Source organism: Paenalcaligenes niemegkensis, from assembly GCF_022230885.1.
GTDB lineage: Bacteria > Pseudomonadota > Gammaproteobacteria > Burkholderiales > Burkholderiaceae_B > Paenalcaligenes > Paenalcaligenes niemegkensis.
On the sequence record NZ_JAKGCT010000002.1, the window covers coordinates 20,086 to 46,133 of the forward strand.

Here is a 26,048-nt window from a genome sequence, read left to right on the forward strand (position 1 = left end):
CAACAAGGCATCGCTCTACCGTCTACAATACTTGCAGACTAAATAATTGTTTTTATAGGGCTCACAGCAATGACTAGAATGGTTGAATGCGTCAAACTTAAAAAACAAGCCGAAGGCTTAGAGTATCCACCGTATCCTGGCGAGGTTGGCGTAAAAATTTGGCGCTCAATTTCCAAACAGGCATGGAATGAGTGGATGGATATACAAACCCGTCTTGTTAACGAAAACCGGTTAAATTTGGCCGACTCGCGCGCTAGAAAATACTTAGCCGAACAAATGCAGCGTCATTTATTTGAAGATCAGGACGTGGAAGCCCACGGCTTTGTCCCACCTTCCGAATAAACGATAAATTAGCCATAAAAAAACGGGTTCAAATGCGGACCCGTTTTTTATCGGCAGCTACAGTAAAAAAACTACTGGTTTGAAGTATCGCCTTCCTGGGGAGAGGCTCTCCGCGAGCGGTACGCTCTGCGTTTCTGGCGCCTGTGTGACGAACATCGTCTCCGCGAACCATATAGATAACGCGTTCAGCCATGTTTTTGGCATGGTCGCCAATACGTTCCAGTGCCCGGGCAATAAAGATGAGATCAATCGAGTGCGAAATGTAGCGTGGGTCTTCGATCATATAGGTAATGATATGACGCAAGGATCCTTTCCACTCTTTATCGACTTCTTTATCGCTGCGCACAATTTCAGCGGCATGAATAGCATCTTGACGAGCGAAGGCGTCGAGCGCCTTGTTGATCATGCTGGCAACGGACGTGCTCATGTGACGGAGCTCGACCACGGGCTCGTAGCCGCGCTGCCCCTCGTGCAGGCGACGTGCCATTTTAGCAATGCGCTCGGCTTCGTCACCGCAGCGTTCCATATCAGTAAGCATTTTCGACACTGATAGCAGCATGCGTAAATCGATGGCGGTAGGCTGATTACGCGCAATTAAATACGTAATGCGTTCATCGATTTCGACTTCAAGAGCGTTGACTTCTTTTTCACGCTCGCGCACTTTATCGACCAGGCTGAGGTCACCACTAAATAGTGCCTCCATGGCTTCGCGCACCATAGATTCGACTACGCCACCCATTTGTAAAAACAAAGAGCGTGTCGCTTCGAGATCGGAATGAAACTGTTTATTGGTATGTTCGATCATAGGGGCTTGGTACCTTCGAAAAACACTGCGCAGCAAAAGTTAGATTATTAAGGATACAACGTAATTATGACAAAGGCATTAAGCCGCAGGAGATTCTCGCTGCACAATCCCCGTTTGGCTAGCAATCAGGGCTGTTGTTGCTCCTTTAAGCGCAAACAGACCACAGCAGACCACCCCCGGCATGTTGTTGATCTGCTCTTCAAATTCTTTGGCCTGGGCGATACGCAGGCCTGCTACATCAAGAATTTGACAACCGTTGTCAGTAGTAAAGCCCTCGCGCAACCTGGGTTCGCCGCCCAGCATTCGCAGTTGACGTGCAACAGACTCCCGAGCCATGGGAATCACTTCGATCGGCAGGGGAAAATCACCCAGTACCGCAACCTCTTTGGTGTCGTCAGCAATACACAGGAAATGCTCGGCTACGGAAGCGACGATTTTCTCGCGGGTCAAGGCCCCGCCACCGCCCTTGATCATTTCAAGCTCAGAGTTGATCTCATCAGCACCATCAACATACCAGACCATGGACTCAACCTTGTTGAGGTCATAAACGTTGATGCCCAGTTTTTGCATCCGCCGGGTTGACCGTTCGGAGCTGGATACAGCTCCGTTGAACAAATGCTTGTGAACGGCGATGGCATCAATAAAGAGATCAACCGTTGACCCTGTACCCACACCCAAGACACTGGATAGCTGAAGGCGGGGAAGCACGAACTCGACTGCAGCTTGAGCAACCTGGGCTTTTAATTCGGATTGGGTAAACATAACACCACTGAAGATAAGTTGAATTAGTAGCGTATCAAGATGACAGGCGCTGAACCACTGTCCGCAAAAGGAAAAGCACCCGCACTGCTGAAACGCCCAAACGATTTGTTCATTGTACTGCCAGGTTTGCTTAAGAACTTATTTGAGTCTTAAGCCAGAAAGTCGCCCAGCTTTGCTTCGTTAAAACCCACCATGACAGAACCGTCTTCTTTTTGTGTGACAGGACGGCGTACCAGCGTAGGGTTCTCGGCAATCAAGCTTAACCACTCTTCATCGGTCTCAGGGTTCTTCGCCGCATCATCGAGCTTTCGCCAAGTCATGGAAGCGCGGTTAACCAGTTTAGGCCAGCCGCCCAGCTGCGTCGCCCAGTCATTTAGAAGATTGCTTGCTATGGGGTTCGCGCGATAATCGATAAACTCGAACTCCAGGCCTTGCGCTTCAGCCCATTTAATTGCCTTGACACACGTGCTGCAATTTTTAATACCGTATAACTTAATCATGTCGTTACTCTAAAACAATACTGGTTAATTTTCAGCGTTGGAAACACGTCGCTGCATGCGGCTGGCCACAATAACAAATAAGCCCACCACAAATATGAAGAGCGTAGCCAGGGCGTTGATTTCCGGCTTCAGGCCCAGCCTGACTCTCGAGAAAACCTCGACTGGCAGGGTTGTGTACCCAGGGGCGGACAAGAACGAGGCAATCACCACATCGTCTAACGACAAGGTAAAGGCCAATAGCCATGCCGCCATCAATGCCGGCGCTATCAGGGGCAAGGTAATGACAAAGAACACCTTTAGAGGTGTGGCACCGAGATCCAGCGCTGCCTCTTCCAGCGAGCGGTCAAAATCGCGCAGGCGCGATTGTATAACCACTGCCACATAGGCCATGCATAACAAGACGTGCCCTACCCAAATGGTGAAAATCCCATTGCCATCCGGCCATCCGAAGAGCTTTGAGAACTCGACGAACATCAACAGCAGCGAGATCCCCAGCACCACCTCTGGAATAACCAGGGGTGCGCTTAACAAACCCACATAAAGCGGAAAGCCCTTGAAACGCCCCATTCGCGCCAGGACATAGCCCGCCCACGTTCCCAGGATCACAGCTGCCGTTGCGGTTAAAGCTGCAATGTAAAAAGAAAGCTTCGCCGCCGTCAGCAATACATGATCGGACATCAACGCCTGATACCAACGGAACGAGAACCCTGACCAGGACGTCATGATGGCCGAATCGTTAAACGAAAAGATCATCAGAAAAAGTATGGGGAGATATAAGAATGCAAAGCCCACAAACAAAGAAATGGCCCGTAACCAACGATTAGGTCTCATGATTACGCTCCTTTCTCGGGCTGCAAATGACGCACCTGGCTGTACTGGAACAGAACCAAGGGCACAATCAATAACAAAACCATGACGCAGGTAACCGCTGCTGCCATCGGCCAGTCAGAGTTGCTGAAAAACTCTGTCCACATAATGCGTCCCATCATGAGCGTATTGGCGCCCCCAGCATTTCCGGAATGACGTACTCGCCCACCGAAGGAATAAATACCAGCATAGAACCTGCAATCACCCCTGGAAGGGACAACGGCAAGGTCACATTCAGGAAGGCTGCTATAGGCCTTGCACCCAGGTCGGAAGCTGCCTCTAGCAAGCGGGTGTCCAGTTTCACCAAATTGGCATACAGCGGCAAAACAAAAAATGGCAGGTAGGCATACACCAGGCCGATATACACCGCCAGGTCGGTTCTGTAGATCTCCATAGGTGTATCGATCACCCCCAGCCACAATAAGGCACTGTTGATCAGGCCATCGTTACGCAATAGCCCCACCCAGGCATAGACACGCAGTAGCAGTGAGGTCCAGAACGGCAAAATAACCGCAAGCAGCATGTAATTGCGAATTGAGGGTTCGGAGCGGGCTATATAGTACGCCATCGGGTAACCAATCAACGCGCAGCAGAGCGTGGTAATTGCGGCCATTTTCACCGAGCTCAGGTAGGTAGCCAGGTAAAGGTTATCGCTGATCAGCAGCGCATAGCCCCGCAAATGCACTGTGAACGATAAGGTTTCATCCTTGATCTCTGCCAACGGCGTATACGGAGGAATGCCGAACTGCAAGTCGGCAAAACTTATTTTGAATACCAACAGGAAGGGCACGAACAGGAACAAAAATAGCCAGGCAAAAGGCAGTCCGATGACCCAGGCTCGTCCTGATGGAATATAACGGCGCCAGTTAAAGATTCTCATGATGGCAAAACGATCGCACTGTCGTCAGACCAGCTTACATACACCTCGTCATCGATATTCGGGGCATCTGCCTGGGCTAAGGTTTGGCTGGGCATATGGCACTCAAGCAGTTTGCCTGAATCAAGACGTACCTGGTAGCGGGCATAGCTACCCATCCACGCTACGTGGCTAACCATTCCATGCCCCCAGTTCTTCTCATGCTCGGGTTGATCGTGGCTAACGGCAATATGCTCAGGACGGATGGAGACATGAACCTCCATTCCCAGGGGCTCGCTGACCCCGTGGTTGACGTATAAGACCCGGGATAGATCCTCGGTCTCGATTTCCACATGGTCTGCTTCGTCAATGACGATGGTGCCCGTAAACAGGTTTGTTGAGCCAATAAAGCCCGCTACGAAGCGTGACGCAGGAAAGGCATAGACATCGTATGGCGTACCGCACTGGACGATCTGGCCCTCGGTCATGACGGCAATTCTGTGAGCCATGGTCATGGCTTCTTCCTGGTCGTGGGTGACCATGATGCAGGTCACCCCTACCTGATCAAGAATTTTGATCAGTTCCAACTGGGTCTTGGTACGAATCTGCTTGTCGAGCGCCGACATGGGCTCGTCGAGCAGCAACAGTTTGGGCCGCTTAACCAGACTGCGTGCCAGCGCTACCCGCTGCTGCTGCCCGCCCGACAGCTGACTAGGCTTACGACGTGAATACCCCGCCATTTGCACCAGATCGAGTGCCTCGAATACCCGCTCGTGAATTTCGTGACGGGGAACACCCTCTTGCTTTAGTCCAAAAGCAACGTTCGCCTCTACAGTCATATGCGGAAATAAGGCATAGGACTGAAACATCATATTGATAGGACGCCGATACGGCGGCAGGTCCGTGATGTCCTCGTTATCAAGATAGATTCGTCCGGAGGTGGCTTCTTCAAAGCCTGCCAGCATGCGCAGCAGTGTAGATTTACCTGAGCCTGAGCTACCTAACAAAGCAAAGATCTCATGGCGCCGTACCGAAAGGCTCACTGATTTGACGGCAACGGTATCATCGAAAATTTTGACGACATTGTCGACACGGACGAATTCATCTTCTACGCCTGACCACGAGGAGGCTGAACGGTTTTCCTGCATTTTAGTTAGCGCCCTGACTTAAGCTCTGCCCACATGCGTGTCTGCAGACGCTGTAGTGCTAAGGCTTGGGGTTTAATCACAAACAAGGTTTTGGCCACGTCTGAAGGAGGGTAAATCATTGGGTTGTCGGCCACTTCTTTAACCACATGCTGACGCGCTGTTTTATTCGCATTCGGATAGAACATGGTATTGGTAATGGCTGCATGTACCTCGGGAGTTTCAATGTAATTAATGAACTCGTGTGCCGTTTCTACGTGCGCCGCACCTTTCGGGATAGCCATGGTATCGAACCACACCGGAGCTCCACCTTCGGGAATGTAATAATCGATGCTGTAGCTTTTTCCAGCCTCTTTAGCCCGGTGTGCCGAAATCATGACATCACCTGAAAAGCCGTACACCATGCACAGGTCGCCAGCGGCTAATTCATCTATATAGCCGGAGGAACTAAACTGGCGGATATAAGGGCGGATTTGCTTTAGCAGATCAAGGGCAACCTTATAATCTTCAGCGTCGGCGCTGTTGGGATCTTTGCCCAGATAATGCAGGACTGCCGGAAAGACCTGCGCGGCTTCGTCCAGCATGGATATTCCGCAACTTCTTAGCTTCTCTGCATTCTCGGGCTTAAACAACATGTCCCAATCGCCAAGCTGAACGTCGTCGCCCATCAATTCTTTAACGCGGGTTACGTTATAGCCCAGCCCATTGGTGCCATATCCCCACGGAACCAGATACTCGTTTCCCGGATCCACATCGGCCAGCACGGCCATGATGTCCGGATCCAGGTGCTCCAGATTGGGAATCTTGCTTTTATCAAGCTTTTGAAAAAGGCCACCTTCGATTTGACGGGCAGCGTAGTGTGTAGAGGGCACTACCACGTCGTAGCCCGACTTGCCTGTCAGTAATTTAGCCTGCAAGGTGTCATTGCTGTCGTAAACGTCATAACGGACTTTTATTCCTGTCGCTTTCTCGAAACCCGAAATGGTATCTGGGGCGGTGTACTCGGCCCAGTTATAAACGTTAACTACTTTCTCTTGAGCCAGAACAGTGGTGGAAGACACCACCAAAGCAGCTCCTAACATGGCGTGTTTAACGAAACCGAAGGTCATCGCGGCCCCCTATAATCTAAAGCGTAGTAACCAAAAGGCGTGATGATATCGCTTTTTTAGTCGCGATTGGGTATAGCTGCATGCTGGTGTTGTAGATAAACCCGATTCATCTCGGACCACCATGCCAGACCTTGCTCACCATGCACTTTTACGAGTGAACGACACAATCGTTGCAGATTATTCTGACGTTGTTTATTTGACATTTCCACGCGACGGGCCCGGTCGAAATCAATAATCCATACTTGGCCAGCCTCGTTCAAGAGCACATTGTAGGCGTTCAGGTCGGCATGCCAAACCCCTGCGTCGTGAACAGCCAGAATCACCTCTGCCACGGCGGACGGACTGGCGCTTTCAAGCACATCTGCCAAGGGCTGCACTCGTGGAATCCGCTTGACTATAATGGCGGCACGATACAGCAAAGCACTACGCTGATAAGTCGCCGCCAATGGCGGGGGAACGCAGTCAAGCTTATGGCTTAAATACAGCATGACCGCATATTCGGACCAGGAACGAGTCTGTGATGCTCCGGTCCAGACATAACGATCACGTATCAGTTTGGCAATGAGGCCCCCGCGACGATAGTGTCGAAGTACACCTTGCTCTCCAGAAGGCAGCGTCACGAACCACGCCGCCTGCCGTCCCCCGCTGCCTACCTTCTCAGCATTAAGCCCGGATGCGTCAGGATCAAAGAAAGCAACCTGAAAATCCGGCACCAGCTGAGTATTGATTAAACTCGTGCCTTCGTACAAGGTGTGAGGCAAGGCTGCAGTATTTCTTGGCATATCAGACCTTTAACAAAAGCAGCATCATAATCACCAGCAACATACACGCGAATATCAGCTTGAGCCTGGGCTCCGGCATCCCATGGGCCAGTCGCACCCCTGCCGGAACGAGAAATATACTGCCCAAGGCCATCGGCAGACCCACCTGCCAATTGACTTGCCCATGGGACGCATAAGTCAGCAAGGCCACCACGACACCTGGGGTGATCATGGTGAGTGCAATAGCCTGCGCTCCAATCTGCGACAAGGCCAAAAAGCTGGTTAAAAACGGAACAGCCAGTACTGAGCCCCCTACGCCAAATACCCCGCCAGCCACCCCAGCTATCACCCCTACCAATGCAAAATAAAAGGGAGGGTAATCACCTGCCGTTTTAGCCTTGGGCCTGCGCTGCGTTCTGAACTTTAAACTTTGATGGATGTAATACAGGGCCACCAGGAATACAAAGCCTGCGTAGACGAGGCGCAGGGTTGATGACGGCATGCGCAGTGCAAGCTGTGCCCCCAGCCAGGTAAAGGCCGAGGCGCTTAACGCCCCCGCCATGGCCGCTTGCCGGTCAATACGCGCATATTGATTGTACTTGCGTATGGTCAGCAACACTGCGGGAAGCACCATAATCAACGCCGTGCCCTGGGCCATCTGCTGATCCATTTGCAGCAGCAATACCAGTAAAGGTATGGCCAGCAAGCCGCCACCAATACCCAGCACACCGCCTACAAAACCGATACTTGCCCCCACAGCCAGGAAGACCGGAACCAGCAACCACACATTTAAAGACGACATGTTTTTTAGACCTGTAAGCGGGAGACAGCTTCTTCTATGCGGTCAACCGCCCAGATCTCCATTCCTTCGATAGGCTGTTTGGGCGCATTGGCCTTAGGAATCAGTGCCACGCTAAAACCCAGCTTTGCTGCTTCTTTCAGCCTTTCCTGCCCCCGCGGAGCTGGGCGGATTTCCCCTGCCAGACCCACCTCGCCAAATACCACCATCCCTTTAGGCAGGGAGCGATTGTTTAAAGAGGACATGATCGCCAGCAGCACAGCCAGGTCAGCGGCGGGCTCTGCAATACGTACCCCACCTACCGCATTCACGAACACATCCTGATCGTAGGTCACAATACCGGCATGGCGGTTCATGACCGCCAACAGCATCGCGAGACGGTTTCCCTCCAGCCCTACCGACAGGCGCCTGGGATTCGGAACATGGGCGGTATCCACCAAAGCCTGGATTTCGACCAGCAAGGGACGGGTCCCCTCTTGGGTCGCCATCACGCATGAGCCTGGGACATTTTGCTGATGCTGCGACAAGAACAAGGCTGACGGGTTATTCACCCCGCGCAAACCGCGATCAGTCATGGCGAATACACCCAGTTCATTAACGGCACCAAAGCGGTTCTTAAAAGCGCGCACCAACCTGAACGACGAGTGGGTGTCGCCTTCGAAATACAGTACGGTATCGACAATATGTTCGAGAACCCGAGGCCCTGCCAAGGAGCCATCTTTGGTGACATGGCCAATAAACACCATGGAGGTGCCTTGCTGCTTGGCCAGACGCGTAAGCTGAGAAGCGCACTCCCTCACCTGGGAAACCGATCCCGGGGCAGCACTGAGCTCACTGGAATACAGGGTTTGAATCGAATCGATCACCGCGACTTTAGGTTTGCGCTCAAGCAAAACTTCGGTAATGGATTCAAGCCGTATTTCAGCAAGCAGCTCTACACCGTCAGTGGGCAGCTCAAGGCGTTTAGCCCGCAATGCAACTTGCTCTGCTGACTCCTCACCGGTGACATACAACACCGGCGTAACTGCCGCCAGCGATGACATCGCCTGCAGCAGCAAGGTGGATTTGCCCACGCCCGGATCGCCACCAATGAGTATTACGCCGCCGGGAACAAGCCCTCCTCCTAAGGCACGATCAAACTCGTTAATACCGGTGGGCTGGCGCTGTAGCTCGCGCGCCTGCACTTCAGATAATTTCTGTACCGGGCTGGCACCCGCCAGCGAGCTAAAGCGATGCGGAGCGGTGGCGACCTCGGTGGGCTCACGGAACTCTTGCAGCGTATTCCACTGTGCGCAATGAGGGCACTTGCCTTCCCAGCGCGGCGACTCTCCTCCACAATCGGAGCAGACAAAAGTAATTTTAGCTTTTTTGGTGGCGCGACGTTGTGTGACCATGATTTTGACTTAACGCCCTGCGAGGCTACCGCCCCCATCTATACCCAGCTCTTGGCCTGTGATGTAGCCAGCCTGCTCGCTGAGCAGGAATGTCACCGCATTAGCGACTTCGTCCGCTTGTCCAAAGCGTCCCATTGGGATGGAGGCCAGGGCACGTTTTTCGTTATCACTGCCTTCAGGATGACTGGCGCGAAACAATTCAGTTTCGACTGGCCCCGGAGAAACCGCATTAACAGTGATTCCGTACGGTGCAAGCTCAAGCGCCCAGGTACGTGTACACCCCAACAAAGCGCTTTTTGCCGCAGAGTAGCTGGTACGCTCGTATGCACCATGAGTGACGCGACTGCAAATATTCACGATTCGGCCTTCCTTGCGCGCTTTCATTGAGGGAACAAAAGTTTGGGTAACCTGCACCGCAACCCGCACGTTTAAATCGAATACTTCGTACAGCGAAGCAATATCAACTTCGCCCAAAGGCTCGGGACGCACTATCCCTACGTTATTAACAATCGCGTCAACCGGATACTTCTCGCGAATGATGCGCAGCATCTCTTCGGTTTCGCCAGCATTGCTAAGGTCACAGGAATACAAATAACCAGGAAAATCAATATCTTGTGTATTACGGGCCAAGCCTACAACATGGGCGCCCAGATCAGCAAGATGTTGACTGATCGCCCAGCCTATACCTTTGGTAGCGCCAGTAACCAGCACACATTTATTTTTCATGGATCGCCTCGTTGGTGTTTTGAATGACTCGTGGCACGCGTTGTGCCACTGCGCATAATAGTTCATAACCCAAGGTTCCTGAAGCTTGCGCTACGCTGTCTACACTTGGACCATTTTCTCCCCATAAGACCACAACGGAACCGACTTTTGCCTCTTTTATGTGGCTAATGTCGACCATCAGCATGTCCATGGAAACCCGGCCTACCAATGTAGTGGCCACACCGTCTACGGTGACTGGTGTGCCGCTGGGAGCGTGCCGGGGATAGCCGTCAGCATAGCCACACGCGACGACGCCTATGCGCAGGGAGCTAGAAGCTGTATAGGCGTGACCATAGCCAATACCCTTCCCTGCCTCGACCTGCTGCACGCTGATCAGCTGAGCCTGCAGGGTTTGTGCTGGCCGCAGACCAAATGATTCAGCAGAGCTCAAACTGAAAGGCGAAGATCCGTACAGACAGATACCCGGCCTGACCCAGTGCTCTGGCGCCAGCGGAAGGTAAGGGAGAATTTCATCATTAAGGCAGCCCGCCGAATTGCAGACACTGATCACATCAGCGATGTCTGAAGTCAGGGAATTGAAATCACGCAGTTGGTCCATAGTAATAGCGAGATTATCGTCAGCTCGGGCGAAATGGGTCATAGCGCCCACGCTGGCAAACAGACCCGCCTCGACCAGAGCCTGGACCTTTTGATAGGCCGCGGGAAAATCGGCATGACTAAAGCCCAGCCGATTCATACCTGTGTTGAGCTTGACCATGATGTGTAGCGGGCGCTTAAGCCTGGCAACCTCTAGCATGTCAATTTGATAAGAGCTATGCACAACCACAGTAAAGTCGTGGCGGCAAGCAAGCTCGACGTCATCAGGTGTGAACAACCCTTCGAGCAACATAATGGGTTTGGTCCAGCCTAGCTTGCGGCAATGAACCGCCTCGTTCAGGTCAAGCATCGCCAAGCCGTCTGCCTGGGCAAAGGCCTGTACGGCAGGGGCTATGCCATGCCCATAGGCGTTGGCCTTAATGACAGCCCAGATATAGGGTCGGGCTCGGCCCGCAGACACATAGTTATCGCGAAGTCTGTTAGCAACAACAGCAAGATTGTGACGCAGGGCAGGTATAGAAATAATGGCCGATATTGGGCGCGGCATGACACTCTCCAACGAATACGAAAGTCTAAACCAGAACGCGCGAATACGCTAAGGGAGCAACAATACTGTTCATGACAGCGCAGTGCTTTATACTTGCGACCTATGTCTGTGGATCATTATGAAAATTTCCCGGTTGCTTCTATACTTTTACCCAGGGCCTTACGCCCGGCGGTAAGGGATATCTATCGCTTTGCGCGAAGTGCGGATGACATCGCTGATGAAGGCAATGCCGCCAATCCTGACCGTCTGGCGACGCTACATGACTATAGTAGCGCACTCGACTGCCTTCAAAGGTCGGCACCGCTACCCGACTCGCTACATGCTCTGGCTCCCGTTTTTACGCCCCTCCGATATAGTATTAAACAGCACAGCCTTAAATACAAACCGTTTTATGATTTGCTGTCGGCGTTCGAACAAGACATTCAAATCAAGCGGTACGCCAATCTTGAAGCCTTGCTTGATTACTGCAAGCGCTCTGCAAATCCGGTTGGCCGTCTGATGCTCGCTCTGTTCAAAACGGAAGGCACGCAAAATACTGCCTGGTCTGACTCTATCTGCAGCGCATTGCAACTGATTAATTTTTGGCAGGATGTGGCCATCGACTGGAAGAAAGATCGCGTGTATATTCCGCAAGACTTTCTGCACGCGCATCAGATCAACGAATCATTGATTGATGACTACTGCTCTGGCGCCCGCTCTGCAAGCGATGATGAAAACTGGCAACGCCTGATGAGCAGCCTAACCTTTGATGCCAGACGTATGCTGCTGTTCGGTGCTCCCTTGGTGAAACAGTTGCCAACTCGCTTTGCGCTTGAGCTGAAATTTATAATCTTGGGTGGATTACGTATACTTGAACGATTAGAAGGCTGTAGATTCGACGTATTTACATGCCGCCCTACCTTAACCAAGTCTGACTGGGCGCTACTGTTCATGCGTGCCGTCGGCCCCCTGCCTAAACCCCATACCTCTTCTCGTAGTAGCCATATCGAATGAGTCCTGACGAATATTGCCAGAACAAGGCGGCCCAAAGCGGTTCCAGCTTTTATTACGCCTTTTTGTTCTTGCCTCCTGAACGCCGCAAAGCGATCACTGCGCTGTATGCCTTCTGTAGAGAAGTCGACGACGTAGTTGATGAAACATCCGAAGCGTCTGTCGCCCGCATGAAGCTGGTTTGGTGGCGCGATCAGGTCACTGACCTGTATGAAGGGAAAGCCAGTCATCCGGTGATGCGGGCACTGGCCCCCACGTTCAAGCCTACGATTTACAGTCCGACGAGCTACTGGCAGTTATCGATGGGATGGAGATGGATCTTAACGATGTCCGCTACGAAACCTGGGAAGACCTGAAAAAGTACTGTTGGCACGTGGCCAGCGTCGTGGGCATATTATCAGCAAAGATTTTTGGACAAACAGATCCTGCCACAACGGATTACGCACAAAAGCTAGGCCTGGCCTTTCAGTTGACCAATATCATTCGTGATGTAGGCGACGATGCACGCCGAGGCCGCGTCTATTTGCCTGTACGCGAACTTGAAGAGTATGGTGTTGACCCGGTCGATATCTTCGACCTGAAGCACACCGAGCAATTTGAGGCCCTGATGGCTTTTCAAACCCGGCGTGCCTATAGCCTGTATAAAGAAGCCATGCAGGCCCTTCCCGAAGCCGACAGACGTGCGCAGCGTCCAGGTTTGCTTATGGCAGCGATTTATCACGCGCTCCTTCAGGAAATCGAAGCAGATAAATGGGATGTCATGAATCAGCGCATTTCATTGACTCCTATACGAAAATTGTGGCTGGCCTGGAAAACATGGGTGAGCGGCGGCCGCGGCCTGATCAAGCGTCTAAGCCGATGAAAGTGGCGGTTATAGGGGCTGGCTGGGCCGGCGCGGCGGCCGCTTATTACTTAAACCTCCACCACCACAATGTCACCGTCTACGAAGCAGCACGTATGCCTGGCGGGCGCGCACGACGTGTAGAAAGCACTCCTTTTGGTTACCCTACCGATAACGGCCAACACATTCTGCTGGGCGCCTATCGCGAAACCCTGACTTTGATGCTCGACTTGGGCATCAATTTGGATGAGGCTTTTCATCGCATAGACCTTTGCATTACCAGCGCAAACCGTGAGTATCACCTTCAAGCCTGGCCCTTGCCGGCGCCTTTGCATTTAGCCGGCGGCTTAGTCGGCTGCCGGGGGTTTGGCATTAATGACCGCTATCGACTCATAAAGCTTACACAACAGTTAAGCCGTAAAAAATGGCAGGTAGAAAAAACCAGACTGTTTTAGCACTGCTGCAACAATATCAACAGACTCAGCCACTTATCGAGCACCTCTGGCAACCCTTGTGCCTGGCGGCTTTGAATACGCCTATCGACCTGGCATGTGCGCAACTCTTTGCCAATGTAATTCGGGACAGCCTCGGGGGAGCAGACGCGATACGCAAATGCTCATTCCTAAAAAAGACATGAGCCGGCTCTGGCTGGAAAAAGCACTGGCTGATGTCGATGTGCGTTTGGGGCAGCGTGTGCAAAAGCTGAATATCAGCAATGACTACGTACGCGTTGATAATGAAGTTTTTGACGCTTGTATTCTTGCAACCCCGGCTTATGCCGCGGCGCGCCTGTTGGCCACAATAGACGGTACCAACGATTCTACAAGCCAACAATGGATTGCCACGATGAGCCATATGGCTCATCGTCCAATTGCGACCGTCTACCTTGAGCCCGCCTCACCGTGGCAAGAGACTCAGCCTTTACTGATGCTTCATGAAAATCGTCAACAACATGACTACGGGCAATGGCTGTTTAACCATCACGCCATACCAGGCAGCTTTGCCAGGTCGTTATTAAGTGTCGTGATTAGCGACGCTGAAGCCCTGAGCGCATTGCCCAGAGAGCAGGCTATAACAGCGGTAGAATCACAAGTTCGCCGACAGCTTGCTTCGCGCGCGCCCCTGGACAAAATCGTAAACGCTGAACTGATTATAGAAAAACGCGCTACCTTCGAGGCTAGCCCTTTTACCACCAGGGCCACCGAGATCACACCGTGGCCTTCAGTTTTTCTAGCTGGCGACTGGCTTCAAAACGAGTATCCGGGAGTGCTTGAAGGCGCCGTGCGCAGCGGCCTTAAAAGTGCCCGGCTGCTTCTGGCGCAATCCGCTGCCTGAGCTTGTGGTAGGAAAAAGGCCCTGTCAGATATGAACTGCACCCCAAAAGTTGGACACCCATCCAACCTTTGGGGTGTTTTTCATGGCGAAATACGACGAGCAGTTCAAGCTGGAGACAATCCGGCAGTACCTATCAGGACGGTATAGTTATCAGGAAGTGGCGCAGCGCCAAGGGATAGAGAAATCGATGGTGCGCCGTTGGGTCGCCGCTTATCAGCTGCATGGCGTTGCCGCCGTGTCGAAGCGATACGTGCGCTACAGCGCGCAGTTCAAACTCCACGTGCTTGAGCGTATTGCGCGTGAAGGTCTATCGGACCGTCAGGCGGTGGCGATTTATAATCTACGCAACTCGGGCGTCCTAAGCCAGTGGCGTGGGCAGTATAATGAGGGAGGAGTGGGCGCCTTGACGCCCAAACGTCAAAGTAAAGCCGCCATGCCACACAAGAACCCGCCCGCGCCTCTACCGAAGGACATGACCATCGAGCAGTTGCGCGAGGAGCTGGCCTACCTTCGAGCGGAGAACGATTACCTAAAAAAGCTCGATGCCTTGATCCAAGCGGACCGGACCAAAGCGCTGACCAAAAAGCGCAAATCATCCAAGGGTTAAGGCAGCGCCATCCGTTGTCGTTGTTGCTGTGCGTGGCCAAGCTCTCGCGCAGCACGTTCTATTACCAGGTGAAGGTGCAAAGCGTTGTCGATAAGTACGCTGCGCTCAAGGCCCAAATCGAGGCGGTCTACACGCGCCACAAAGGGCGCTATGGTTATCGGCGTATCACGGCCGACTTGCGCCAAGCCGGCCAGATCGTAAACCACAAGACGGTCCAACGGCTGATGCAGGGACTGGGACTCAAATCGCTGGTCCGACCGAAGAGATATCGTTCCTACCAAGGCACGGTGGGACGCGTTGCGCCCAACCTATTGCAGCGTCAGTTCGATGCAAACGGCTTGAATCAGAAATGGGTGATAGACGTGACCGAATTCAAAGTGGCTGGCGAGAAGCTTTACTTGTCGCCGGTGATGGACCTCTACAACGGCGAGATCGTAGCGTTCGAAACGGCAAACCGTCCGACGTTCGAGCTGGTGAGCAAGATGCTGAAAAAGGCACTTGTGCGGCTCCGGCTGACCGATAAGCCGATGCTGCACTCAGATCAAGGGTGGCACTATCAAATGCCGCAATACCGACGTATGCTGGGCGATCGGGGGTTGACGCAAAGCATGTCGCGCAAGGCAAACTGTTGGGACAACGCCGCTATGGAAAGCTTCTTCGGCACGCTCAAATCAGAACTCCTCCACCTGAACAAGTTCGCCAGCATTGATGAACTTAAATCAGGCATCACGGAATATATCCACTATTACAATAATCACCGCATCAAACTCAAACTAAAAGGCCTGAGCCCGGTTCAGTACCGTACTCAGGCCGTGAGCCCTTAGTTTTTTACTGTCCAACTTCTTGGGGTCAGTTCAATAACAGGGCCTTTTCTTCAGACAAGCAAAGAACAGCGTTAAATTGAAGCGTGAGATTTAATGTAGTTCATTACTAACTCAGCCTCTGCATCCATCTCAATGACTCGCTGGGGCAAATCGGCCAGATGCGTCAGATGGTCAGGTACCGGCGCAGGTTCCCCGATGGCTTCTTCGATCGTTTCTGAGAACTTGGCAGGCAACGCCGTTTCAAGGACCAGCATGGGAATACCGGGCTCCAGATGTTCGTTGGCAACTTTCACGCCATCAGCCGTATGTGGATCGATTAAAACGCCGGTGTCAGCCCATACTTTGCGGATGGTGCTTAAACGGTCTGCGTGAGTGCTCACACCCGCCACAAAACCATAAGTATCATGAAGCTCGTCCAGGCGATCGCTGAAGTCAAATTGGCCCGTGTCGGCCAGTTGCTTCCAGACGGCGCTAAGCGCTTGCGGATCGCGTCCCAGAAAGTCGTAGATAAAGCGTTCGAAATTCGAAGCTTTGGATATATCCATCGACGGGCTGGAAGTCGCGTAGGTATGTTCAGAACCCCGTGGACGGTAAATGCCTGTACGGAAGAATTCTTCGAGTACATTGTTTTCGTTAGTGGCAAGCACCAGCTTACGAATAGGCAAACCCATCTGGCGCGCAATATGACCAGCCAGGATATTTCCGAAGTTACCTGACGGTACAGCGAACGACACCTGCTGCGAGCTTTCGTTTGTAGCTCTTAGCCATGCCCAAAAATAATAAACAACCTGCGCAGCAATACGGGCCCAGTTGATAGAGTTGACCGCACCTAAACGCCACTGTGATTTAAAGCCTAGGTCGCCCGCTATCTGTTTGACAATGTCCTGGCAATCATCGAAAACGCCCTTGATGGTCAGGTTGTGAATGTTCTGGTCCTGGAGCGAATACATTTGGGCACGCTGAAATGCACTCATACGGCCTTGAGGCGACAGCATGAATACATTTACGCCTTTTTTGCCTTTTAAGGCGTATTCGGCTGCAGAGCCGGTGTCACCTGAGGTTGCCCCCAAAATGTTGATGGTCGCATTACGCTGAGTTAATACAAACTCGAACACCTGTCCCAAAAACTGCATGGCCATGTCTTTAAAGGCCAATGTAGGCCCCTGAGACAACCCGACCAGACTTAATTGCTTGTTTAGCGGCTTTAACGGCACCATGGTCTCGCCCACATACAATGCGGGATCGTAAGCAGCCTTGGTCAGACGGTTTAAATCGGCGCGAGACACATCGCTGATGTAGAGCGACAGCACTTCAACGGCCAATTCATCGTAGCTTAAGCTGCGCCATTGCTCCAGCGTAGCGGCATCGACGGAAGGGTAGCTTTCGGGCACAGCCAGCCCACCATCAGGAGCCAGACCTTCAAGTAAAATTTCAGAAAAAGGCTGGGGACTCATGCCCCCACGAGTTGAAACGTATTTCATCCTAAATTCTCCACGCGCAGTCGGGTTAACTTGGAACGCACAAACTCGAGGCGCTGAATTTGCTCGATGGCCAAATCAATAGATCCTTCACGGGCTTCGTGGGTCAAGAAAATGATATCCGCTTCGCCATCGTTGGCTGGCTCCTGGAACATTGACCCGATAGAAATATGCGCTTGCGCCAGAATACGCGACACGTCCGCCAATACCCCTGGACGGTCTTCAACCCGCAAACGCAAATAGTAGGAAGAAAGAACCTCGGACATGGGCAGTATAGGAGTATCTGCCATGGCATTTTGCTGAAAAGCCAGATATGGTACACGGTGCACATGATCTGCCGTTAACAGTCTAGCCACATCCACCAGGTCTGCGACCACTGCAGATGCCGTAGGAAGCTCGCCAGCCCCCGCGCCATAATAGACAGTAGAGCCTACCGCATCGCCATGCACCATCACGGCATTCATGGCTCCCTGCACATTGGCGAGCAGAGATTCTGCCGGCACCAGGGTAGGATGTACACGTAATTCAATCCCGTCAGACCGGCGGCGGGTAATACCCAATAATTTAACCGTATAGCCCAGGCGTTCAGCGTGGCTGATGTCTTCGGCCGCCAAGGTGGTGATTCCTTCGATATGAGCGGCATCGAACTGCACTGGCACACCAAAGGCCAGAGACGACAACAGCGTCAGCTTATGAGCAGCGTCTACCCCTTCAATATCAAAGGTTGGGTCGGCTTCGGCATAACCCAGACGCTGTGCATCAGCGAGGGCTTCAGCAAAAGATACCCCGTGCGAACGCATTTCAGAGAGGATGAAGTTAGTGGTGCCATTGATAATGCCTGCAACCCACTCTATACGATTTGCAGTGAGGCCTTCACGAATGGATTTCACAATGGGAATTCCGCCCGCTACCGCGGCTTCAAAGGCAACCATCACACCTTTGTCGTGGGCCGCTGCAAAAATTTCATTGCCATGCAGCGCCAACAGGGCTTTATTGGCAGTAACCACGTGCTTACCCTGCGCTATTGCTTGCATGATCCAGTCTTTGGCTAATGTCTCGCCGCCCACAAGCTCGACCACGATATCAATGTCCGGGTGGTTAACCACATCCATGCCATCGGTAGAAATGGCGATATCGTCACCCAACAAGCCGCGAGCCTTTTCAAGGTCGCGTACCGCAACGGCAACAACTTCAATATGACAGCCTGCGCGACGTGCAATTTCATCTGCATTTTGTGTCAGTACCTTCCAGGTACCACCACCCACCACACCAAAACCTAATAAACCAACTTTTATCGGACTCATTTAAGCAACCCGTCCTTACGGAACATTTCTTTGATGCCGCGTACCGCCTGTCGTGTACGTTGCTCGTTTTCAATCAGCGCAAAGCGCACGTAATCGTCACCGTACTCACCAAAACCTATACCTGGCGAGACAGCTACCTTAGCTTCGCTAAGCAATCGCTTGGAGAACTCCAGCGAACCTTTTTCCAGATAGAAATCTGGAATTTTCGCCCAGATATACATCGAGGCCTTAGGGATATCGACATTCCATCCGATCTCGTGCAGGCCTTTAGCCAGCACATCACGCCGACTGCGATATTTGCTGACAATTTCTGCAACTTCATCTTGTGGCCCTTCCAGAGCCGCGATTGCCGCCACCTGAATAGGAGTAAAAGTACCGTAGTCATGGTAGCTTTTAATACGGGCCAACGCATTGACTAGATCGCGATTACCCACCATAAAACCAATACGCCAGCCGGCCATATTATAGCTTTTGCTCATGGTGAAAAACTCGACAGCAACCTCACGTGCGCCTTCGACCTGTAATATTGAAGGTGCCTGATAACCATCAAACGTGATGTCGGCATAAGCCAGGTCATGCACGACCAGAATATTATGCTCTCGGGCCAAGGCCACAATGCGCTCGAAGAACGATAGCTCTACACACTGAGCGGTCGGATTGCTGGGAAAACCCAGAATCATCATTTTCGGCTTGGGGATGGATTCACGTACCGCACGTTCGATTTCCTCAAAGAAATCGACGCCTGGAATCATGGGTACAGAGCGTATATTAGCACCAGCAATAACTGCACCATAAATATGAATAGGGTAGCTGGGATTAGGAACCAACACTGTATCCCCCTATCTAAGGTAGCTAGCATCAAGTGAGCCAGTCCCTCTTTGGAGCCGATCGTAACAATCGCTTCTTCGTCAGCGTCGAGCTTGACGTTATAGCGCCTGTCGTACCAATTCGTAATCGCTTTGCGTAAACGCGGAATACCACGTGATACCGAATAACCATGAGTATTAGGACGATTTGACGCTTCAACCAGCTTATCGACGATATGCTGAGGCGTGGAACCATCGGGATTTCCCATTGACATATCAATAATGTCTTCGCCACGACGGCGCGCAGCCATTTTTAATTCACTAGTAATATTAAAGACATACGGGGGCAAACGTTCGATACGGGGAAGCTGGTCATGGGGGTCCTTGGGATCTGCAAAAGACGGGGGTATCAACCCAAACACACAAGTTTAATCTATCGTCGGCAAAGTGGAAAATACTGTTATTGACTTGGCGTGCGCACACTTTGCGCTATGATCATAAAAGAACTTTGGAGATCGTCTGTGCAACTGCAAAAAGAGAACAACCCGGCCCTGAATACGATCACGGCGTATGACGTGGATTACGTAGAAGTTAATCGCGAAAAATACCATTCGAGCATTTTTTTCAGACCTGAAGGCATCGTAGAGCTTTTGGCTGCACGAAGCGCCGCCGACATCAACGAAGCGCTGCTTCAAAAAATCACCGGGCTGGATCAAATCAAACAGGACCCCATGGACTTTCTGGACGGCAACACCCCTGTTCTGCCGCAAGATGCCCCTGAAGTCGTACTTATCGGAACGGGTGAGACCCAGCAATTACTGTCTCCCCAGGTCACTTCTTCGCTGTTGGGTATGCGCATAGGTATCGAAGTCATGGACACTCGAGCCGCCGCCCGTACCTACAATATTTTGATGTCAGAGGGTCGTAAGGTTGTTGCCGCCCTTTTAATATAGGATTTTTTATGAGCGACATTGTTATAGGTCAAGCCGTACCTGCCTTTACTGCCCAGAGCGATCAAGGCGAAATCGACAGCACCACGCTGGCCGGACACCCTTATATTTTGTATTTTTATCCACGTGACAATACGCCTGGATGCACCACGCAGGCACAAAATTTCAGAGATCTTAAGGATCAGTTCGACCAGCTTAACGTTAAGGTGATTGGCGTGTCACGCGACACTATGGCCTCGCACAAACGCTTTATCGACAAGCAGGCGTTAAACTTTCCATTAATTGCAGATCCGGACGAATCCCTATGCGAACTGTTCGGAGTCATGAAACTGAAAAACATGTACGGTAAACAAGTACGTGGAATTGAGCGTAGCACCTTTCTGATTGACGCCAACGGCGTGCTGGTGCAAGAATGGCGCGGGCTACGCGTTCCAGGCCACGTACAACAGGTTTTAGAAGCTGCCCAGAACCTTTAGCAATGGCCCCTTAGCCGTGCCGGTATCGGCCCGGCTCTGTTAACCCAGGAGCAATGAATACATGCCTTTACCACCGCTGCCCACTCGTCTTGGCTCAACACTCAGCGCTGAAGAAATCAATGCAGCAAAACGGGCAACCCCTCCCGTTGCCAAACCCCAAAAAACCATTCCTGCTCCTCCAGTGGCGTCCAGCACCGTTGCGCCGCCCAGTTCTGCCACTCCCTCATCAAAAAGACGAAGCAAGGCCCCCACTGAAACTCCGGCCGCCACAAAGCCTCCCATAGCACCGCCTGTCCAGGCTCGTGCCCAGAAAAATAAGCAAGCAGACCAGCAGACGGCCAGACCATCGCCCAAGGCGCGGGCAAGCAAGTCACCGCGACGCCAGACTGAAGCAGGTATAAGTAAGCTGTTTGTGCTCGATACCAACGTGTTGCTGCACGACTCAAATTCACTGTTCAAATTTGAAGAACACGACATTTACCTGCCCATGATGGTGCTCGAAGAGCTTGATCACCAAAAGAAGGGCATGTCCGAAGTCGCCCGCAACGCGCGACAAGTCAGTCGTAATCTGGACGGTATCGTTGCAAATCATTCGCTTGAGGGCGGCCTGGCGCTGAACTCTCTGGGTAATACTGAAGCCCGTGGCCTGGTTTTTTCCAGACTAAAGCGGTACGCTCTGCCCTGCCAATTGATCTGCCCATAGGCAAAGCAGATAACAATATTCTGAATGTGGTGCACGCTCTTAAAGAAGAGTTCAAAGAGCGTCAGATCGTCATGGTGTCAAAAGACATCAATATGCGCTTGAAAGCCAAGGCATTAGGGCTGTCAGCTGAAGACTACCTGCACGATCATGTGCTTGATGACTCCGACTTGCTTTACGATGGGGTTCGTCCGCTACCGGCCGATTTCTGGTCCCAGCACGGTAAGAAAATGGAGTCCTGGCAACAAGGGGGCACTACCTTTTATCGAGTGCACGGCCCCTTATGTGCCCAGTTCAATGTTAATGAATTCGTGTTTACCGAGGGTGAGACCCCCTTGTATGCACAAGTTAAGGAGGTAGCCGCCAACACCGCCGTTCTGGCAACACTGCGCGACTATAGCCATAACAAGAACAATGTCTGGGGTATCACCGCTCGTAACCGCGAACAGAACTTCGCCTTGAACCTGCTGATGAATCCAAACTGTGATTTCGTCTCATTGCTCGGACAAGCAGGAACCGGCAAGACCTTGCTCGCCCTGGCATCCGCCTTGACTCAAACCCTCGAGACCAAGCTTTATAACGAAATCATCATCACACGGGCCACGGTTCCAGTGGGCGATGAAATCGGCTTTCTACCCGGTACCGAAGAAGAGAAAATGGCCCCGTGGATGGGGGCTCTTGAAGATAACCTTGAAGTCCTGCATTTGGGCAGCACCAACCATAGTGCTCTGGGCAGTAGCGAAGTTACCCGCAGCTCCACCATGGAACTCATCCGGTCAAAGATTAAAATCAAATCGATCAGCTTTATGCGTGGACGGACTTTTCTCAATAAGTTTTTAATTATTGATGAAGCGCAAAACCTGACGCCTAAGCAAATGAAAACCATGGTTACCCGGGCAGGCCCGGGAACCAAAATAGTCTGCCTGGGCAATATTGCCCAGATCGATACTCCTTACTTAACCGAAGGAAGTTCCGGGCTGACCTATGTGGTCGACCGCTTCAAAGGCTGGCCGCATTCAGGTCATATCACACTGCAGCGCGGTGAGCGTTCTCGTTTGGCTGACTACGCCAATGAAGCCCTCTAAAGCTGCAAAGGTCCCTGCTGTCAGCATCGTTTAAAATACACTGGCTGCCGGCAGCCGCCGTATACTGGGCACTTCGGTGCCCTTTTTCTTTACAAGCAACTGATTATGCCTACTTCTCTGCCTGTAGGCATCACCATGGGTGATGCCGCCGGAATTGGCCCGGAATTAATTATCTCTATGTTTGCCCAAGGCTTGAACTATCCGGCTGTGGTTTATGGCGACTCAGAGGCCCTCAGGCGCGCCGCAGCGCTCTTAGGCGAGGATACCCTGCGCATCATCGAAGATGATCCACAACGGCCTTCTGAACCGGCAAAAAAGGGCTGCATCGTCGTTAGAAACCGCTGGCAAGCCCTCCCCGCTGATCTGGCTTATGGCGAAATCAATGCCGACGCAGGCCGGGGGCCTACGAATACCTTTGCCATGCTATCGATGATGCCCTGGCCAATAACATCCGCGCCATTGTTACGGCACCTTTACACAAAAAGGCCATGCAGGCTGGCGGCATAGATGCGCCGGGCCACACTGAAATCCTGGCCGAGCGCACGCAGACTGCTGATTTCGCCATGATGCTGGCCAATCCCGAATTACGGGTACTGTTGGTTACCATCCATCTGGCGCTGGCCGACGTTCCCAAACATATTACTGAAGCCAATGTGCTGCGCAGTATTCGCCTTGCGCATCACGCTTGCCTGCAAGAGGGTATCGCCCACCCGCGTGTCGCCGTGGCCGGTCTTAATCCGCACGCGGGCGAAGACGGCCGCTTTGGCCGCGAGGAGATCACTGCCATAGCACCCGCGATACAGCAGGCTATCAAAGAAGGTATAGATGCCTCCGGCCCCTGGCCTGGCGATACCATTTTCATGAAAGCCCGCAAGGGCGACTACGATATTGTCGTTGCTCAATACCACGATCAAGGGCTGATTCCTGTTAAGTACCTGGGGGTAGAACAAGGCGTAAACGTCACGGTAGGCTTGCCCTTTGTGCGTACCAGCGTAGACCACGGTACGGCATTTGATATTGCCGGCCAGGGCATTGCCGATCCCAGCTCCTTGCGTGAAGCCTTTGAAGCGGCAATCCGAATGACCGCACATATTGGCTGAGCACAAAAATGGGCAGCTATATTCAGCTGCCCACTATGCTGCCCCCAACGGCTACCCGGGCCCCTACATTTGTACGTAATTCAGGAAGCGAGTGCTTGCGCCCTGGAACGCTACTCGTACAGAACCAATAGGACCGTTACGCTGCTTACCAATAATAAGCTCGGCTGTACCCTTATCTGGTGAGTCGGGGTTATAAACCTCGTCTCGGTAGATAAAGATAATCAAGTCGGCATCTTGCTCGATAGCCCCGGATTCACGGAGGTCGCTCATGACCGGCCGTTTATTGGGCCGCTGCTCCAGGCTTCGGTTTAACTGAGACAACGCAATCAGTGGGCAATCAAGCTCTTTAGCCAGACCCTTCAGCGAACGGCTGATCTCCGAAATTTCAGTGGCCCGGTTCTCGCTTGAAGAGTTACCCGACATCAGCTGCAAATAGTCAATAATGATCAGCCCGAGTTTTCCACATTGGCGGGACAGGCGGCGAGCCCGCGCCCGGACCTCCATAGAGGATAGCCCAGGGGTTTCATCAATGTAGATTTGCGCCTCTTGTACCTGCTGCACGGCATGCGTCAGTTTAGGCCAGTCGTCGGCATCAAGCTTACCTGTACGCATACGATGCTGATCCAGCATGCCGACCGAACCCACCATACGCATGGCCAGTTGCACAGCCCCCATCTCCATGGAGAAGACGGCAACGGGTAGCCCTTGCTCGATTGCCACATGCTCGCCAATGTTCATCGATAGCGATGTCTTACCCATAGATGGGCGACCCGCTACGATAACGAGGTCTCCGGCCTGCAAACCTGAGGTCATGCGATCAAGATCAATAAAACCTGTAGGTACTCCGGTAATTTCGGAGTCGCCTTCACGGTGATACAGCTCGTCGATGCGTTCTACTACTTGTGTAAGCAGCGGCTGAATTTCCTGGAAACCAGCATTGCCGCGTGCGCCCTCTTGGGCTATCTGGAAAACACGCGACTCGGCATCGTCCAGAATCTGGCGCGCCTCTTTTCCTTGCGGGTTAAAGGCTGCCGAAGAAATTTCATCAGCAACCGTTACCAGCTTTCGCAACATCGAACGCTCGCGGACGATCTCGGCATAACGTCGGATATTGGCAGCTGATGGCGTATTATGAGCAAGCGCATTCAAATACTGCAGCCCGCCAACCTCGTCGGCCTTGCCCGACATAGCCAGGGATTCGTGCACGGTCACAACGTCAGCTGGACGGGCCAGACCAATAAGGCGCGTGATATGCTGCCAAATAATACGATGATCAAAGCGGTAAAAATCATCGTCGACGATAATATCGGCAATTCGATCCCAGGATGCGTTATCGAGCAGCAGTCCACCCAGTACAGACTGCTCGGCCTCTACCGAGTGAGGCGGAACACGCAAATAATCCAGCTTGGGATCGGTACTTTTGATTTCGCTATCCAACGTTAATCCTCGTGATTTTCCATAGAAAAAAGCCGGCACGTGCCGGCTTTTTTTGACGCTTGGCACACTAACCTAAAGGGAAATGTACCATGTAAACTTGATGCTTAGTTCAGGTCGCCTTCGACTATCACAGTAACATCGACAGTAACGTCTGGGTGCAACACTACTTGTACTTCGTACTCGCCAACAGCCTTAAGCGGGCCATCGGGCAAACGCACTTGCGAGCGTACGATATCGCTAAAACCAGCTTCGGCTAGCGATGCAGCAATATCCATAGTGGTGACAGAACCGAACAAACGGCCATCAACACCCGCTTTCTGCAGCAGCTTGACAGTGTGTTCGGCCAGCTTGCCAGCAGCCGACTGAGCAGCAGCCAAGCGCTCTGCCTGAGCTTTCTCGAGTTCAGCACGACGTACCTCGAACTCTTGAATAGCTACTGCTGTAGCACGACGGGCGATTTTTCGCGGGATCAAAAAGTTGCGAGCGTAACCGTTACGAACGCGAACCACATCACCGAGGTCACCCAGGTTTACAACTTTCTCTAGCAAAATAACTTGCATGACGTATAGCCTCCCGGATTATTGGTGATTGTCGGTGTAAGGCAACAAAGCCAGAAAACGAGCACGCTTGATAGCAGTGTCGAGCTGGCGCTGGTAGTTAGCCTTAGTACCCGTTAAACGGGCAGGAATGATCTTGCCGTTTTCTTGGATGAAATCACGCAATGTGTCTAAATCTTTGTAATCGATTTCTTTAACACCAGCGACGGTGAAACGGCAGAATTTACGACGCTTGAATAATGGATTCTGCTGACCAAACTTACGGCGTTTTTCTTTGCCTCTACGACCAAAAGCCATGATATACCTCTGTATTTTTCCGGCAAAGCCGGTAATTATTTAGTGGCGGTT

General features: G+C 52.2%; 23 protein-coding genes and 5 pseudogenes. 10 read left to right on the plus strand and 18 right to left on the minus strand.

Annotated elements, in window-relative coordinates:
- Positions 1 to 69: 69 nt before the first annotated feature.
- Positions 70 to 342, plus strand: a complete 273-nt coding sequence (locus L1889_RS01845; RefSeq protein WP_238663637.1) for an oxidative damage protection protein — start codon at positions 70 to 72, stop codon at positions 340 to 342.
- 28 nt (positions 343 to 370) lie between these two features.
- On the opposite strand, the gene phoU is transcribed toward L1889_RS01845, so the two are convergent.
- From phoU to alr, 12 genes and pseudogenes are all read right to left on the minus strand, one after another.
- Entirely contained in the window at positions 371 to 1,147 is a 777-nt protein-coding gene (gene phoU, locus L1889_RS01850) for a phosphate signaling complex protein PhoU (protein ID WP_238663638.1), read from the minus strand.
- 78 nt (positions 1,148 to 1,225) lie between these two features.
- A complete protein-coding gene (gene rpiA / locus L1889_RS01855; protein WP_238663639.1) occupies positions 1,226 to 1,909 on the minus strand; it encodes a ribose-5-phosphate isomerase RpiA in 684 nt (227 codons plus the stop codon).
- Positions 1,910 to 2,058: 149 nt separating this feature from the next.
- Positions 2,059 to 2,409, minus strand: a complete 351-nt coding sequence (locus L1889_RS01860) for a Spx/MgsR family RNA polymerase-binding regulatory protein (RefSeq protein WP_238663640.1) — start codon at positions 2,407 to 2,409, stop codon at positions 2,059 to 2,061.
- A gap of 24 nt (positions 2,410 to 2,433) precedes the next feature.
- Complete coding sequence (locus L1889_RS01865) at positions 2,434 to 3,240, minus strand: ABC transporter permease subunit (RefSeq protein WP_257793825.1); 807 nt, start codon at positions 3,238 to 3,240, stop codon at positions 2,434 to 2,436.
- Between the two features lie 2 nt (positions 3,241 to 3,242).
- A pseudogene (locus L1889_RS01870) lies at positions 3,243 to 4,156 on the minus strand (ABC transporter permease subunit).
- Complete coding sequence (locus L1889_RS01875; protein ID WP_238663641.1) at positions 4,153 to 5,280, minus strand: ABC transporter ATP-binding protein; 1,128 nt, start codon at positions 5,278 to 5,280, stop codon at positions 4,153 to 4,155. Before L1889_RS01875 ends, L1889_RS01870 begins: the two are co-directional and overlap by 4 nt.
- A gap of 5 nt (positions 5,281 to 5,285) precedes the next feature.
- The gene (locus tag L1889_RS01880) at positions 5,286 to 6,386 is read right to left on the minus strand and encodes a polyamine ABC transporter substrate-binding protein (protein WP_372871024.1); all 1,101 of its coding nucleotides are present in this window, start codon (positions 6,384 to 6,386) and stop codon (positions 5,286 to 5,288) included.
- 56 nt (positions 6,387 to 6,442) lie between these two features.
- Positions 6,443 to 7,168 (minus strand): 3-deoxy-D-manno-octulosonic acid kinase, encoded by a 726-nt coding sequence (locus tag L1889_RS01885; protein ID WP_238663642.1) that lies wholly within the window; start codon positions 7,166 to 7,168, stop codon positions 6,443 to 6,445.
- A gap of 1 nt (position 7,169) precedes the next feature.
- Complete coding sequence (locus tag L1889_RS01890) at positions 7,170 to 7,949, minus strand: sulfite exporter TauE/SafE family protein (RefSeq protein WP_238663643.1); 780 nt, start codon at positions 7,947 to 7,949, stop codon at positions 7,170 to 7,172.
- Between the two features lie 5 nt (positions 7,950 to 7,954).
- Positions 7,955 to 9,340: a DNA repair protein RadA gene (gene radA / locus L1889_RS01895; RefSeq protein ID WP_238663644.1), complete on the minus strand. Its 1,386-nt coding sequence runs from the start codon at positions 9,338 to 9,340 to the stop codon at positions 7,955 to 7,957.
- Positions 9,341 to 9,349: 9 nt separating this feature from the next.
- A complete protein-coding gene (locus L1889_RS01900) occupies positions 9,350 to 10,066 on the minus strand; it encodes an SDR family oxidoreductase (RefSeq protein ID WP_238663645.1) in 717 nt (238 codons plus the stop codon).
- Positions 10,056 to 11,210, minus strand: coding sequence for an alanine racemase (gene alr, locus L1889_RS01905; protein ID WP_238663646.1), 1,155 nt, complete (start codon positions 11,208 to 11,210; stop codon positions 10,056 to 10,058). Before alr ends, L1889_RS01900 begins: the two co-directional genes overlap by 11 nt.
- A 102-nt stretch (positions 11,211 to 11,312) precedes the next feature.
- Here alr and hpnC point away from each other — a divergent pair, with 102 nt between their 5' ends.
- The 5 genes and pseudogenes from hpnC (at position 11,313) to L1889_RS01930 (ending at position 15,807) form a co-directional block, all read left to right on the plus strand.
- The gene (hpnC, locus tag L1889_RS01910) at positions 11,313 to 12,203 is read left to right on the plus strand and encodes a squalene synthase HpnC (RefSeq protein ID WP_238663647.1); all 891 of its coding nucleotides are present in this window, start codon (positions 11,313 to 11,315) and stop codon (positions 12,201 to 12,203) included.
- Positions 12,200 to 13,062: pseudogene (gene hpnD, locus L1889_RS01915) on the plus strand (presqualene diphosphate synthase HpnD). Before hpnC ends, hpnD begins: the two are co-directional and overlap by 4 nt.
- Positions 13,059 to 13,496, plus strand: a complete 438-nt coding sequence (locus L1889_RS01920; protein WP_238663648.1) for an FAD-dependent oxidoreductase — start codon at positions 13,059 to 13,061, stop codon at positions 13,494 to 13,496. Before hpnD ends, L1889_RS01920 begins: the two are co-directional and overlap by 4 nt.
- A 157-nt stretch (positions 13,497 to 13,653) precedes the next feature.
- Positions 13,654 to 14,376 carry an FAD-dependent oxidoreductase gene (locus L1889_RS01925; RefSeq protein ID WP_238663649.1) on the plus strand — a complete coding sequence of 241 codons (723 nt, stop codon included), beginning with the start codon at positions 13,654 to 13,656 and terminating at the stop codon, positions 14,374 to 14,376.
- Between the two features lie 82 nt (positions 14,377 to 14,458).
- Positions 14,459 to 15,807 (plus strand): IS3 family transposase gene (locus L1889_RS01930; RefSeq protein ID WP_238663650.1). Its coding sequence is split into 2 segments (ribosomal slippage): positions 14,459 to 14,926 and positions 14,929 to 15,807, totalling 1,347 coding nucleotides; the frame shifts between segments, so codons are not numbered across the junction.
- A gap of 71 nt (positions 15,808 to 15,878) precedes the next feature.
- Here L1889_RS01930 and thrC read toward each other — a convergent pair.
- From thrC to alaC, 3 genes and pseudogenes are all read right to left on the minus strand, one after another.
- The gene (thrC, locus tag L1889_RS01935; RefSeq protein ID WP_238663651.1) at positions 15,879 to 17,288 is read right to left on the minus strand and encodes a threonine synthase; all 1,410 of its coding nucleotides are present in this window, start codon (positions 17,286 to 17,288) and stop codon (positions 15,879 to 15,881) included.
- Positions 17,285 to 18,589, minus strand: a complete 1,305-nt coding sequence (locus L1889_RS01940; RefSeq protein ID WP_238663652.1) for a homoserine dehydrogenase — start codon at positions 18,587 to 18,589, stop codon at positions 17,285 to 17,287. The genes thrC and L1889_RS01940 overlap by 4 nt, the downstream gene beginning before the upstream one ends.
- A pseudogene (gene alaC / locus L1889_RS01945) lies at positions 18,586 to 19,706 on the minus strand (alanine transaminase). The gene L1889_RS01940 and the pseudogene alaC overlap by 4 nt, the downstream one beginning before the upstream one ends.
- Before the next feature lie 210 nt (positions 19,707 to 19,916).
- Here alaC and L1889_RS01950 point away from each other — a divergent pair.
- From L1889_RS01950 to pdxA, 4 genes and pseudogenes are all read left to right on the plus strand, one after another.
- Positions 19,917 to 20,348, plus strand: coding sequence for an Mth938-like domain-containing protein (locus L1889_RS01950; protein ID WP_238663653.1), 432 nt, complete (start codon positions 19,917 to 19,919; stop codon positions 20,346 to 20,348).
- An 8-nt stretch (positions 20,349 to 20,356) separates the two neighbouring features.
- Entirely contained in the window at positions 20,357 to 20,821 is a 465-nt protein-coding gene (locus tag L1889_RS01955) for a peroxiredoxin (RefSeq protein ID WP_238663654.1), read from the plus strand.
- Between the two features lie 61 nt (positions 20,822 to 20,882).
- Positions 20,883 to 22,606 (plus strand): annotated as a pseudogene (locus L1889_RS01960) (PhoH family protein).
- Positions 22,607 to 22,711: 105 nt separating this feature from the next.
- Positions 22,712 to 23,706: pseudogene (gene pdxA / locus L1889_RS01965) on the plus strand (4-hydroxythreonine-4-phosphate dehydrogenase PdxA).
- 63 nt (positions 23,707 to 23,769) lie between these two features.
- Here pdxA and L1889_RS01970 read toward each other — a convergent pair.
- From L1889_RS01970 to rpsR, 3 genes are all read right to left on the minus strand, one after another.
- Positions 23,770 to 25,143, minus strand: a complete 1,374-nt coding sequence (locus L1889_RS01970; protein ID WP_238663655.1) for a replicative DNA helicase — start codon at positions 25,141 to 25,143, stop codon at positions 23,770 to 23,772.
- 104 nt (positions 25,144 to 25,247) lie between these two features.
- Positions 25,248 to 25,703: a 50S ribosomal protein L9 gene (gene rplI / locus L1889_RS01975; RefSeq protein ID WP_238663656.1), complete on the minus strand. Its 456-nt coding sequence runs from the start codon at positions 25,701 to 25,703 to the stop codon at positions 25,248 to 25,250.
- Positions 25,704 to 25,721: 18 nt separating this feature from the next.
- Entirely contained in the window at positions 25,722 to 25,997 is a 276-nt protein-coding gene (gene rpsR / locus L1889_RS01980; RefSeq protein WP_238663657.1) for a 30S ribosomal protein S18, read from the minus strand.
- Positions 25,998 to 26,048 lie beyond the last annotated feature (51 nt).

Coding starts and splice junctions, on each gene's coding strand:
- L1889_RS01860 (WP_238663640.1), bottom strand. CDS start 2,409: ATGATTAAGTTATACGGTATTAAAAATTGCAGCACGTGTGTCAAGGCA.
- phoU (WP_238663638.1), bottom strand. CDS start 1,147: ATGATCGAACATACCAATAAACAGTTTCATTCCGATCTCGAAGCGACA.
- hpnC (WP_238663647.1), top strand. CDS start 11,313: ATGTCTGTGGATCATTATGAAAATTTCCCGGTTGCTTCTATACTTTTA.
- thrC (WP_238663651.1), bottom strand. CDS start 17,288: ATGAAATACGTTTCAACTCGTGGGGGCATGAGTCCCCAGCCTTTTTCT.
- L1889_RS01920 (WP_238663648.1), top strand. CDS start 13,059: ATGAAAGTGGCGGTTATAGGGGCTGGCTGGGCCGGCGCGGCGGCCGCT.
- rplI (WP_238663656.1), bottom strand. CDS start 25,703: ATGCAAGTTATTTTGCTAGAGAAAGTTGTAAACCTGGGTGACCTCGGT.
- L1889_RS01925 (WP_238663649.1), top strand. CDS start 13,654: ATGCTCATTCCTAAAAAAGACATGAGCCGGCTCTGGCTGGAAAAAGCA.
- L1889_RS01880 (WP_372871024.1), bottom strand. CDS start 6,386: ATGACCTTCGGTTTCGTTAAACACGCCATGTTAGGAGCTGCTTTGGTG.
- L1889_RS01865 (WP_257793825.1), bottom strand. CDS start 3,240: ATGAGACCTAATCGTTGGTTACGGGCCATTTCTTTGTTTGTGGGCTTT.
- radA (WP_238663644.1), bottom strand. CDS start 9,340: ATGGTCACACAACGTCGCGCCACCAAAAAAGCTAAAATTACTTTTGTC.
- alr (WP_238663646.1), bottom strand. CDS start 11,210: ATGCCGCGCCCAATATCGGCCATTATTTCTATACCTGCCCTGCGTCAC.
- L1889_RS01875 (WP_238663641.1), bottom strand. CDS start 5,280: ATGCAGGAAAACCGTTCAGCCTCCTCGTGGTCAGGCGTAGAAGATGAA.
- L1889_RS01845 (WP_238663637.1), top strand. CDS start 70: ATGACTAGAATGGTTGAATGCGTCAAACTTAAAAAACAAGCCGAAGGC.
- L1889_RS01890 (WP_238663643.1), bottom strand. CDS start 7,949: ATGTCGTCTTTAAATGTGTGGTTGCTGGTTCCGGTCTTCCTGGCTGTG.
- L1889_RS01955 (WP_238663654.1), top strand. CDS start 20,357: ATGAGCGACATTGTTATAGGTCAAGCCGTACCTGCCTTTACTGCCCAG.
- L1889_RS01885 (WP_238663642.1), bottom strand. CDS start 7,168: ATGCCAAGAAATACTGCAGCCTTGCCTCACACCTTGTACGAAGGCACG.
- L1889_RS01900 (WP_238663645.1), bottom strand. CDS start 10,066: ATGAAAAATAAATGTGTGCTGGTTACTGGCGCTACCAAAGGTATAGGC.
- L1889_RS01940 (WP_238663652.1), bottom strand. CDS start 18,589: ATGAGTCCGATAAAAGTTGGTTTATTAGGTTTTGGTGTGGTGGGTGGT.
- rpsR (WP_238663657.1), bottom strand. CDS start 25,997: ATGGCTTTTGGTCGTAGAGGCAAAGAAAAACGCCGTAAGTTTGGTCAG.
- rpiA (WP_238663639.1), bottom strand. CDS start 1,909: ATGTTTACCCAATCCGAATTAAAAGCCCAGGTTGCTCAAGCTGCAGTC.